The following is an 801-nucleotide window of genomic DNA, read 5'->3' as shown; positions in this document are numbered from 1 at the left end:
AAAGCTTCGCATTATCCAGTAACTCCTTTTGTATATCTTCTTTAGTACGCTGAGCAATTTTTCCTCCTTCTGTTAAACAATAGCTTTTTTGCCAATCAAAATCTTCTGGTGCTTCATACCAATCATTTTCAGTTGGCTTGCTTTCAAGTGTTGTTGTTTCTACTTGTTTATCATTTTCAAATCTAATGTAGATAGACATTGTTTGTTACCTCCAAATCTCATACGTGTTAGATAATCCTGGACATTGCCAAGCTTTTAGCGTTCTCTCCACATCTACTTCAAGTCCTGTAGTTAGAACATTGCTACGTATGTTTAAATCCCCCACTGAATAAATTGACCATAGTTGTGTACATAATTTGATGCAAGCATACCTTGACTAACTTGTGTTCTGGAATACAGGTAAGATGATGTGTAAAGTAATATTGCAACTGTTTTTCCTGCTGGAATCTCCACATTACCAGATCCAGCTAATTTGCTATCAGAACTCGTGTATTGGTAAACATTTTTCCATATTATTCTTGAAATTCTTGATTTATTAGAATTGGTATTATCTGGTGTTCCCACAAATAATCCTGCACCTCCATACTCCGTACTCGAATACGATGATCCAACAAATTCTATTGCTTTATTTATGTTCACATTGGTTGTATTTTTTACAAATACTACTCCAAGTGCAGCATATGGGTAATAGTATATCTCATCATAACTACCCGAAAAGCTTTTTGTGCATAACTCTCCGTAAATAAATGTTCCCTTGCTTCCCTCTATAAAACTTAGTTGTCTTGGCCGATAAAAACTAAC

Annotated in this window: 2 pseudogenes; both read right to left on the bottom strand. The window is 35.0% G+C overall.

The annotated features are described in order from the left end of the window. Positions 1-199 (bottom strand): annotated as a pseudogene (locus Wcon_RS09100) (hypothetical protein); the annotation flags it as partial. Positions 200-205: 6 nt separating this feature from the next. Continuing rightward, positions 206-801, bottom strand: a pseudogene (locus Wcon_RS09095) (hypothetical protein); the annotation flags it as partial.

This window comes from Wolbachia endosymbiont of Cylisticus convexus (genome assembly GCF_003344345.1).
The sequence above is the reverse complement of the archived record's forward strand: the minus strand, read 5'-3'. Positions and strand labels throughout refer to the sequence as shown.